The organism is Streptomyces sp. NPDC029164, from assembly GCF_055563995.1.
Map to the genome: position 1 here is coordinate 49,589 of NZ_JBVHWW010000044.1, position 10,098 is coordinate 59,686.

Here is a 10,098-nt window from a genome sequence, read left to right on the forward strand (position 1 = left end):
CGACGACCTGACGTCATGACGACCCGACGACCTGACGACCCGACGACCTGACGACCCGACGCCCAGGAGCCCTCCGTGCCCGACCGCCCCACCCCCGACGCCGTGCGCGCGTACCACGCCGCCCGGCCGGCCCCACTCGTGGCCGTCACCGGGATCGTGCTCGACACCCGCGGGCGGGTCCTCGTACTGACCACCTCGGACACGGCGGATCCGGAGCTTCCGGGCGGCACGGCCGAGGCCGCCGAGACCGCGGAGCGGGGTCTGGCCCGCGCGCTGCGGGAGGATCTCGACCTGCATGTGCCCGTCGGCCGGCTGTTGGCGGTGGACTCCCGGCCGCCCGGGGCCCTCGGCCGCGCCCTGGTCGTCCACGTCCACCTCGTCGGGCCGCTGACCCCGGAAGAGGCTGCGGCGCTCTCCTTCCGGGACGGCGGGGGCACCGAGGCGCGCTGGCTCCGGCCGGAGGAGGCCTGCGAGGCCCTGCCGGCCCGCGTCGCGCCCCGGCTGCGCGCCGGCCTGGCCGCCCTGCACACCGGCTCCTTCGCCCACCTCGTCGACGGCGTGCCGCAGCCGGGCTCCCCGGCCGGCCTCGACCCGGCCCGGCGCCTCGCCCTGGAACACTCCGGCACCCTCGACGCGGCCAGCCACCGGGCCAGCCGGCCCAAGGCGGTGACCGCCGCGAGCGTGCTGTTCACCGCCGCCGACGGCCGGGTCCTGCTGGTCCAGCCCGCGTACGGCCGCAGCGACCGCTGGAACCTGCCCGGCGGCGGCATCGACAGCGACCTCGGCGAGACCCCGCGCGCCGCCGCCCGGCGCGAGGTCCACGAGGAACTGGGCCTCGACCTCGCGCCGGGACGGCTGCTCGCCGTGAACTGGTCGCACAAGCCCGGCCGTCCGGCGCGCATCCGCTTCCTCTACGACGGCGGCGTCCTCGACGCCACCGTGCTCGCCCGGATCCGCCTCGACCACACCGAACTCCTCCAGTGGCGCACCGTCGCGCCCGCGGAGCTGTCGGGCCTGGTCAAACCCGCCCTGCGGCGCCAGATCAGCGCCTGCCTGACCGCCCGCGCAACGGGCACCGGGCCACTGGAGCTCCACGCCGGCCGACCCTGACGGGCGGTCCCCGCCCGGCGCGCCGGGCCGCGGCCGCCGGGTTACCGTCGGCGGCATGGACGGTGATCTCCGCGCGTGGCGCCCGTGCCTGCTCGGCGGGGCGGTCTTCGCCGTGTGCATGGCCGGCACCACGCTGCCGACCCCCCTCTACGGCCTCTACCAGGAGAAGTTCGGGTTCTCCGAGCTGATGGTGACCGTGGTGTACGCCGTGTACGCCTTCGGGGTGATCGGCGTACTGCTGCTGGCGGGCAACGCCTCGGACGCCGTGGGCCGGCGGCCGGTGCTGCTGGCCGGCCTGGGCTTCGCGGCGGCCAGCGCCGTCTGTTTCCTGTGTGCCACCGGCATGGGCTGGCTGTACGCGGGACGGCTGCTGTCGGGGCTGTCCGCCGGGCTGTTCACCGGCGCGGCGACGGCGTACGTGATGGAGCTGGCACCCCGCGGCGGCACCTCGCGGGCCACGCTCGTGGCGACGGCCGCCAACATGGGCGGGCTGGGCTGCGGTCCGCTGCTCGCCGGCGTGCTCTCGCAGTACGCCCCCTGGCCCCTCTACCTGACCTTCGCCGTGCACCTCGTCCTGGTGGCGGCCTCGGCCGGCGTCCTGCTGGGGCTGCCGGAGACCGTGACGGAGCTGCGGCCGCTGCGCACCGTACGGCCGCAGCGGCCCGGCCTGCCCCCGCAGGTGCGGGCGGTGTTCGCGCCCGCGGCGACCGCCGCGTTCGTGGGCTTCGCCCTGTTCGGGGTGTTCACCTCGGTCAGCCCCGCGTTCCTCGCCCAGTCCCTGGACGTGCACAACCGGGCCGTGAGCGGGGCGGTCGTCGCCCTGGCCTTCTTCGCCTCGACCGCCGGACAGCTGGCGGTCGGCAAGGTCGGGGTGGGGCGCTCACTGCCGCTGGGCTGCGCCGGGCTCCTCGCCGGACTGGCCCTGCTCGCGGGCGCCCTGGTGTGGGACCAGCTGGCGCTGGTGGTGGCGAGTGCGCTCGTCGGCGGCGCCGGGCAGGGCCTGGCGTTCCGCGGGGCGCTGTCCGCGGTGGCCGCGGCCTCGCCGCCGGACCGGCGCGCGGCCGTGATCTCGACGCTGTTCGTGGTGGCGTACGCGGGCATCTCGGTGCCGGTGATCGGCGTGGGACTGCTGGCCGACCCGCTCGGCCTGGAGGGTGCCGGGCTCGTGTTCATCGCCTGCATGGCCGTGCTCGTCTCGGGCGCGGCCGCCTACCTGCTGCGCCGGCCCGTACGGGTGGGAAGCACGTCGGGCCCGGCCTGACGGCCGGGCCCGACGAGAACAGCGGTGGAGCGGTGGAGCGGTGGGCGTGGATCAGACCGCCGGGACCGGGTAGGTCGGGTACTCCACGCCGGACACGTGCTGGACCACGCGGATGACCTGGCAGGAGTAGCCGAACTCGTTGTCGTACCAGAGGTAGAGGATGGCGTTGTCGCCGTCGACCTTGGTGGCACCGGCGTCCACGATCGACGCGTGGCGCGAGCCGACGAAGTCCATGGAGACCGCGTCGGGGGCCGTCGTGAAGTCGATCTGGCGCTTGAGCGGCGAGTGCAGGGAGACGTCGCGGAGGTAGTCGAGGACTTCCTCGCGGGTGGTCTCGCGGCCCAGGCGCAGGCTGAGGATGGCGATCGAGACGTCCGGGACGGGGACGCGGATCGAGCTGCCGGTGATCGGCGCCTTGAGGTGGGGCAGCGCCTTGGCGACGGCGGAGGCGGCACCGGTCTCGGTGATCACCATGTTCAGCGGCGCCGAACGGCCGCGGCGGTCGGCCTTGTGGTAGTTGTCCAGCAGGTTCTGGTCGTTCGTGAACGAGTGGACGGTCTCCACGTGACCGCGCAGGACACCGTACTCGTCGTCCATGGCCTTCAGCGGCGGGACGATCGCGTTGGTGGTGCAGGAGGCGCAGGACAGGATCTGCTCGTCCGGCTTGATGGTGTCGTGGTTGACGCCGTGGACGATGTTCGGGACGTCGCCCTTGCCCGGGGCGGTCAGGACGACCTTGTCGATGCCGGGGCGCAGGTGGTTCGACAGGCCCTCGCGGTCCCGCCACTTGCCCGTGTTGTCGATGAGGATGGCGTCCTTGATGCCGTACGCCGTGTAGTCGACCTCGGAGGGGTCGTTGGCGTAGATCACCTTGATGCTGTTGCCGTTGGCGATGATCGTGCTCGTCGCCTCGTCCACGGTGATGGTGCCCTGGAACTGGCCGTGGATGGAGTCGCGGCGCAGCAGGGAGGCGCGCTTGACCAGGTCCTGCTCGCCGCCGCCGCGGACGACGATGGCACGCAGGCGCAGGCCGTTGCCGGAGCCGGCCTTCTCGATGAGCAGGCGGGCGACGAGGCGGCCGATGCGGCCGAAGCCGTAGAGGACGACGTCGCGGCCGTCGCCGCGCTCGATCTTGTTCTCACCGGTGGCGCCGACGACGGCCGAGGCGGTGAACTCCTCCACCGACAGGCCGCGGTCGTCACTCTTGTACGCCTCGGCGAGCAGGGCGATGTCGATCTGCGACGGGCCGAGGTCAAGGGTGGTGAGCGCCTGCAGGAACGGCAGCGTCTCGGTGACCGAGAGCTCCTCACCGGCGATCTGGCGGGCGAACCGGTGGGTCTTCAGAATGCTGACCACCGACTTGTTCACCAGGGAGCGGCTGTGGACCAGGACCGTGACGTCCCGCTCCCGGTGCAGCTTCCCGATGATCGGGATCATCGACTCCGCGATCTCCTCGCGGTTCTTCCAGCTGGTGAACGAGTCCTCATTGACAGTCACAGGATTATCTTTCGAGCTAGGCGGTGCTCATATGCTAACCCGACGCCGCTCCGGCCCCTCAGGCGGTACCCGCCGGGGCCGGGAACGTGCGCTATGTGACGTAAAGGTGTCCCTGGTTGGGGCGGTTTGACCTCAGAAGGTGTTGCGGCGCCGCATCCTCATCGGGCGGCCGTCCGGGTCGACCAGGAGCCGGTTCAGCGGAGCCGCGAGCAGCCGCTGCGCGGCGGGCAGGTCCGGCGGAACGTAGCGGCGCAGCCGGCCCGGCGGCCGGGGACCGCGGCGGCCGCCCGCGTGCCAGGCGTCCAGCGCGGCGGCCGACGCCGCGAAGGCCTCGAACGCGGCCGCCGGATCGCACAGCGCGTCCGCCGCGTCGCGGCCCGCCGCGTCCGGGGTGCCCGGGTCTTCCGACGGGGCCGGCGCGTCCAGGTGCTCGCGCATGAGCTGCAGGCGCAGGTCGCGGGCGAAGGCGCGCGCGCCTTCGCCGAGGCCGGCGGGGTCGCGCGGCTGCCGGGGGTCCGGGGTCTCGTCGTACACGGCGCAGCCGAGTTCGGAGTCGTGGGTCCACGAGCGGAGGTTGATGTTGTCGGAGCCGACGGAGGCCCACACGTCGTCGATCACGCACACCTTGGCGTGCACGTAGACCGGGGTCCCGGCGTGGTTCTCCAGGCCGTACAGCGCGACGCGCCCGCCGCCGGCGCGGCGCAGTTCCGCCAGGGCGTCGATCCGCCCGATCAGGTTCATCGGCCCGGTGAGGCGGCCGTCCTGCTCGGGGACCGTGGGGATGACGCCGATCAGCCGCAGCCCGGGATGCCGGCGCAGCGCCCGGGCGAAGAAGGCCGCCACGCGCGGGGACCACAGGTACTGGTCCTCCAAGTAGATCAGTGCCCGGGCCCGCCGCAGTGCCTTGTCGTAGGCGCGGGCGATGCTGCGCTCGCCGTCGGGGGCGAAGGGGTAGCCGCCGAGCAGCCGGTTCGGATAGGTCCGCAGCACCTGGACGGTGTGCGTGCCGCAGGGCGCCGGATCGGCGGTCTGCGGGGGCAGCCGGTCCGCGCTGCTGTCCTCCCGGTGCGCCAGCGACCGCAGGCGGGTGAGCGGGCTGCGGCTGAGCGGTGCCGGGTCCTCCCACCGCTCGCGGAAGACGGCCTCGAGGTCGCCGACGGCCGGCCCGCGCAGGGCGAGCTGGACGTCGTGCCACGGCGGGTGCGGCCCGTAGGCGGCGGCCAGCGGCGCCGACTGGCGGTCGCCGCGGTGCGCGGCGTCGTCGTTGCGGTTGTGGCAGAGGTCGATGCCTCCGACGTAGGCGACGTCCAGCCCGGGGCGGCCGGGGTGGCGCAGCACCACCATCTTCTGGTGGTGGGAGCCGCCGGGCCGCACCCGCATGTCGAGCAGGCACTCGCCGCCGGCCTCCTCGATCTCCTCGCCGAGGTGGCGGTTCTCCGCCTCGCTGAACTGCAGGCTGTCCAGGTGGGAGCGCCAGAGCAGCCCCTTCACGACGACCCCGCGCTCGGCCGCCCGGCACAGGACCGTGCCGATCTCCGTGCCGGGCCCGTCGAGGCGCTCGTCGGGATCGCCGCGCCAGTCGGTGAACAGCAGCAGGTCGCCCGCGCGCAGCGCGCGGATCTCCGCCAGCAGCTCCGCGAAGTACGCGGCTCCGTGGACCAGGGGCCGTACGTGGTTGCCCCGCGACCAGGGCGCGCCGTCCGGGCGGCGCCGGTCCAGACGCGTCGCCGGGTTGCCGCGTTCGCCGGAGGCCAGCAGCCATTCGGCGCCACTGGGAGTGACGGCGTCCGCCGGCCTCACGGCGGGCCCGTCCCAGGATCCACCGCACTGCTCCGATCGTGCGTGCGTGCGTACTGCAATCCCAGGCTAGCGGGCGCCGGGGCGCACGGCCGTCCGATGGGTGCCCGGGCCGCGCGCGAGGTCGTGCTCCCGCGGGGCCCGGGCGGTCGTGGGGCCGGTCAGGCCCTGTCCGGGCGGTCTTCGCGGGCCTGGGGCCGGTCAGGCCCTGCCCACGGGGTGGGCTTCGGCGGCGCGCACCGGGGCCTGCCGCACGGCCGCCCGGCTGTTCCCGCGGAACGGGACGTCGGCCATGCGCCGCTCGGGGCCGCGCCGGCGCAGGAACAGGTAGCCGGCGAAGGCGGCCGGGCCGAAGAACACCTGGGCGGGGATGAGGCCAGGAGCGTCACCGGTGGCGGCGGCGATCAGGTGCAGGGCGGCGACGGGCGCCACGGCCCCGAAGAGCACCACGAGGGCGATCCCGGTGCGCAGGCCCGGCTTCGCGTACGCCTTGTAGGCGGTGGTGGTGAAGAGGGCGTAGGCCAGCAGATCGCCCATGCCGACGACGGCGCCGAGGTCCTCGCCGAGGCGCAGGCCGGCGGCCGGGGCGTACGGATACCCCTGGACGGCCGCGGCGAGCTCCTGGGTCAGCGGTACGACCCAGGCGAAGAAGGCGTCGTAGACGGCGAGGGCGAGCAGGAACCACGCGACGTTCTTCAGGCGCATGCCGCCCTGGACGTTGAGGTTGGTGGCGGAGACCACGACCAGTCCCACGACGCAGCTGTTCGCCACCCAGTAGGGCGCCGCGGTCTCGCCGAAGGCCAGGTGGGTGACGAGCACGCTCGCGATCAGTACGGATATCAGCGCCCAGCGCAGCCGGCCGTTGCCGATGAGGGGCTGGTAGCCGACGGACAGTCCGCCCGCGAAGACGAGGGCGAGCACGGCCGGGAGGACGGCGCCGGGGAGGGCGAGGTAGACGTACGGCAGCGCCAGGACGAAGCCCATCATCATGAAGATGTCCCGGCCGTTGAAGACGCCGACGGGCGGCCTCGCGGCGCGTACGGCGCGGAAGTAGGCGATCGCGCCGACGACGACCGCGAGCGCCAGGACGGCGGTGGCCGCGATCTGGAAGAAGACCGTCATGCGTGGCTCCGGGTGAAGGTGTGCTCCAACAGGTCACAGCGGAGGGGGAAGCGGCGGGCGGCCTCCTCGTCGTCCAGCGGCAGGACCGTGACGCGCGCGTCGATGCCCCGGACCAGCAGCCGCTCGGTCACCTCGGCCGCGCCGGCGTTGCGGGTGGCGACCTCCACGTGGAGCCGGCCGTCGGCGACCTCGGCCCGGTATCGCAGCGGCCAGGGCATTCCGGGGGTGCCGTCCAGCGCCTCCACGATCTCGCGCGGCGTCACGACGGCATCGGCGGTGCGCAGCAGCGTGCCCGCCTTGCCGAGGATCTGGGAAACGGCGGGCACGGCCGCGAGTTCGCAGTCCGGTTCGCCGACCAGGGTGCGGACCACGTCGCCGGTGTTGTAGCGCAGGACCGGCATGCACTCCCGGTACGGGTAGTACGGGGTCACGGTCAGCTCCCCGAGCTGTCCGGGCCCGGCCGGCTCGCCCGTCTCCGGGTCGAGCACCTCGGTGTACCCCATGTTGGGGTCGATGTGGAGGTGGCGCCGGCTGCACGTGCGGCCGCCGACGGGCAGCAGTTCGGTCATGCCGAAGTTGTCGCCGATGGTCTCGGCCCCGAAGGTCTCGCGCAGGGCCTCGGCGAAGGCCGGGGACACGATCTCCCCGCCGGCGTAGATCGCCCGCAGGCCGAAGTCGTCCGGTCCGTGACCGCGTTGGCGTGCGGCGGTGAGCATCCGGGCCAGGTAGCTGGGGTTGCCGGTGAGCAGGGTGGGCCGGGTGCCGTTGCGGCCGAGCAGGTGCTCGACGGACTCCTCCGGCGGGACCTGGCCGACCACGTGGCACGAGGCGTTGACCATCCGGCACACCTCGACGTCCTCCTGGACGGCGGCCGTTGCCCGGGAGCTGAGGTTGATCTGCATCCGGTCGCCGGGGCGGATGTCGCCGCGCAGCAGCACGGACAGGGCGATGAGCGCGGGCCAGAGCTCCATCTCGTAGCGGGAGAGCCACATCTGCACGGGGCGGCCGGTGGTGCCGGTCGTCTGGGTCGCCAGGTAGGGGGTGCCGCACAGGAAGTCGGCGGGGCGCTCGATCAGGTCGGCCTTGCGGGTCACCGGGATCCGGGTGAACGTCTCGGTGGTCAGCCCGGCGAGGTCGATGCCGGCGAGCCGTTCCCGGTAGAAGGGGGAGCGCTTGGCGAGTCTGTCGACGGTCCGCTGGAGTGCGCGGTTCTGCAGGTCGCGGCGCTCGTCCGGGTCGGCGAACGGTCCGTCGGCCAGTTCGTCGACGTCGTCACCGAGCGAGCCGAACTCCTCCAGCGTGGCGAGGGCGTCGGCGACCAGCCGCTCGACGGCCCGGACGTTCAGCCGCCGGCCGAAGACCATGGCCATCGCCACCCGGACCTGCCGGACACCGGTTTCCAGCACGCGTGCCTCCCTAAGGCGTCAAGAAGAAGGGGTGGGGGCGATATGCCGCCCCCACCCCCCGAAACAGCGTCAGCTGGCAGAGCAGGTGCCGAAGAAGACGGCGGTCATGGCACCCATGACGTACTTGAACTGCTTGGCGCTGGTCTTGATCGCGCTCATCGGGATCCTCCTTGTTTCGTTGCTGTGGGACGAACACCCCGTGACCTGTGGGGCACCGGAACGTTTCGTCCCCGGGCGACAACACACTGGCGCGTTCTCAACACACGGGCAATGATCGGGTCCGTTCAACGGACCGGCGGAAGTGGAGGGCGGCAACTCCGTTCTTGCTGATGAGCCGGGACGAACGGGGAGTTACGGGCCCATCCGACCGATGGGTTCCGTGCGAAAGGGGGAACCTCTCATGGCCAGATCCGGCACAGAGGGGCGAGGTGTACTGGAGGGGGCGTTCGCCCTCATGGAGGTGCTCGCACACGGCGAGGAGGTCGGCCTGACCCGCCTGGCCACCGACGCCGAACTGCCGAAAGCCACCGCCCACCGGCTCCTGGGGCAGCTGGTCGCACTCGGCGCGGTGCAGAGCCGCGCGGGCCGCTACCGCCTCGGGCCGCGAACGTTCCGGCTGGGACAGGCCTGGCACCCCGCGCGCCTGCTGCGCGCGGCCTCGGCCCGGCCGCTGCGCGAGCTCGCGGCCGTCAGCGGCGGGCTGAGCCTCAGCCTGTCGGTGCCCGAGGCGGGGCACACGATCATCGTCGGGGGCATGCGCGGCGAGGTGGACGAGGTCTTCCCGCTGCGCTCCGGCGTCGTCCTGCCGCCCGGGAGCGCGGCGGAGCTGATCCTCGCGGCGTCCAGCCCGGCGGCCGAGCTGCCCAGGGGCTGGACGCAGCCGACGTGGACCCGCGAGGTCAGCCGGGCCCAGGAGCGGGGCCTCGCCTTCGAGTACGGCCAGTGCGTGAGCACGCTGTCGTGCGTGGCGGCGCCGGTGTTCTCCACGTCGGGCCAGGTGGTGGCGGCGGTCGCGGCCTCCGCCCTGGACGGCAAACAGATCGCCCCGCTCGGCGAGGCCGTGGGCCGCGCGGCCGCGATGATCAGCGCCAACCTGACCAGACAGCCCGCCCCCACCCCCACCCCGGGCACCCAGCCCCGGCACCCGGTGCTGGTGCGTCCGCACTAGGCGGGCACGAGAACACCGTGCCCGCCCGGCGAGGCGGCGGGCACGGTGTCACCGGACGCCGGGCGTGGCCCCGCCCGGACGCACCCCGTCACGCCACTGAATCCCGTGACCTGGCAACCAACCGCTGGCACCACACCACCCGTTCACCGCGGCGACCGCACCGCCTGCCAGGGCTACCGTGGGCGCGTGGCCCCGCTACGGCTGCACACGGGGCGTGACGGAACCGCCCGCCTCGAAGGCTGGGAACCGGAACTGCTGCCGCCGGTGCCTGGTCGCTGCCCCGGCTTCGCAGCCCTGATGATCGTCCTGGAGCGAGGGCGTGCGCAGGCCGCCCGGCATGGCTGCCCCACCGCCAGGCAGGCGGACGTACGAAAGGCCGCCCTCTCGTGAATGAGAGAACGGCCTCCGACCTGCGTTTCCGCATAGTCGGGACGACAGGATTTGAACCTGCGACCCCTTGACCCCCAGTCAAGTGCGCTACCAAGCTGCGCCACGTCCCGATGCCCGCTGACCTGGGGTTTCCCCTGGCCGAACGCGCATGAGAACGATACCGCATTTCAGCGGGTGGTCGCGCGCACCTTTTCCGCTACCGGTTCCGCGGGTGGCGCGTCGGCCGCGTCAGCCGGTCCTGAGCCGTGGGGGGGGGGGGGGGGGGGGGGGGGGGGGGGGGGGGGGGGGGGGGGGGGGGGGGGGGGGGGGTGGGGGGGGGGGGGGGGGGAGGGAGGGGGGGGGAGGGG

At 73.6% G+C, this 10,098-nt stretch carries 8 protein-coding genes and 1 tRNA gene; 4 read left to right on the plus strand and 5 right to left on the minus strand.

Annotated elements, in window-relative coordinates; genetic code table 11:
• Positions 1 to 75: 75 nt before the first annotated feature.
• Together ACZ4VT_RS32850 and ACZ4VT_RS32855 are read left to right on the plus strand one after the other, a co-directional pair.
• Positions 76 to 1,110 carry an NUDIX hydrolase gene (locus ACZ4VT_RS32850; RefSeq protein ID WP_467955065.1) on the plus strand — a complete coding sequence of 345 codons (1,035 nt, stop codon included), beginning with the start codon at positions 76 to 78 and terminating at the stop codon, positions 1,108 to 1,110.
• A 55-nt stretch (positions 1,111 to 1,165) separates the two neighbouring features.
• Entirely contained in the window at positions 1,166 to 2,371 is a 1,206-nt protein-coding gene (locus ACZ4VT_RS32855) for an MFS transporter (protein WP_467955066.1), read from the plus strand.
• A 51-nt stretch (positions 2,372 to 2,422) separates the two neighbouring features.
• Here ACZ4VT_RS32855 and ACZ4VT_RS32860 read toward each other — a convergent pair whose 3' ends face one another.
• From ACZ4VT_RS32860 to ACZ4VT_RS32875, 4 genes are all read right to left on the minus strand, one after another.
• Positions 2,423 to 3,868 (minus strand): glyceraldehyde-3-phosphate dehydrogenase, encoded by a 1,446-nt coding sequence (locus tag ACZ4VT_RS32860; RefSeq protein ID WP_362852406.1) that lies wholly within the window; start codon positions 3,866 to 3,868, stop codon positions 2,423 to 2,425.
• Positions 3,869 to 4,000: 132 nt separating this feature from the next.
• Complete coding sequence (locus ACZ4VT_RS32865; protein ID WP_467955067.1) at positions 4,001 to 5,668, minus strand: phospholipase D family protein; 1,668 nt, start codon at positions 5,666 to 5,668, stop codon at positions 4,001 to 4,003.
• Positions 5,669 to 5,866: 198 nt separating this feature from the next.
• Complete coding sequence (locus ACZ4VT_RS32870; RefSeq protein ID WP_467955068.1) at positions 5,867 to 6,787, minus strand: hypothetical protein; 921 nt, start codon at positions 6,785 to 6,787, stop codon at positions 5,867 to 5,869.
• Entirely contained in the window at positions 6,784 to 8,193 is a 1,410-nt protein-coding gene (locus ACZ4VT_RS32875; RefSeq protein ID WP_467955069.1) for a phenylacetate--CoA ligase family protein, read from the minus strand. Before ACZ4VT_RS32875 ends, ACZ4VT_RS32870 begins: the two co-directional genes overlap by 4 nt.
• A gap of 400 nt (positions 8,194 to 8,593) precedes the next feature.
• Between ACZ4VT_RS32875 and ACZ4VT_RS32880 the strand changes: the two genes are divergently transcribed.
• Positions 8,594 to 9,361 carry an IclR family transcriptional regulator gene (locus ACZ4VT_RS32880; protein ID WP_467955070.1) on the plus strand — a complete coding sequence of 256 codons (768 nt, stop codon included), beginning with the start codon at positions 8,594 to 8,596 and terminating at the stop codon, positions 9,359 to 9,361.
• A gap of 186 nt (positions 9,362 to 9,547) precedes the next feature.
• Complete coding sequence (locus ACZ4VT_RS32885; protein WP_467955071.1) at positions 9,548 to 9,751, plus strand: hypothetical protein; 204 nt, start codon at positions 9,548 to 9,550, stop codon at positions 9,749 to 9,751.
• A 36-nt stretch (positions 9,752 to 9,787) separates the two neighbouring features.
• Here ACZ4VT_RS32885 and ACZ4VT_RS32890 read toward each other — a convergent pair.
• Positions 9,788 to 9,861 (minus strand) — tRNA-Pro (locus ACZ4VT_RS32890).
• Positions 9,862 to 10,098: the final 237 nt, after the last annotated feature.

Coding starts and splice junctions, on each gene's coding strand:
- ACZ4VT_RS32870 (WP_467955068.1), bottom strand. CDS start 6,787: ATGACGGTCTTCTTCCAGATCGCGGCCACCGCCGTCCTGGCGCTCGCG.
- ACZ4VT_RS32880 (WP_467955070.1), top strand. CDS start 8,594: ATGGCCAGATCCGGCACAGAGGGGCGAGGTGTACTGGAGGGGGCGTTC.
- ACZ4VT_RS32855 (WP_467955066.1), top strand. CDS start 1,166: ATGGACGGTGATCTCCGCGCGTGGCGCCCGTGCCTGCTCGGCGGGGCG.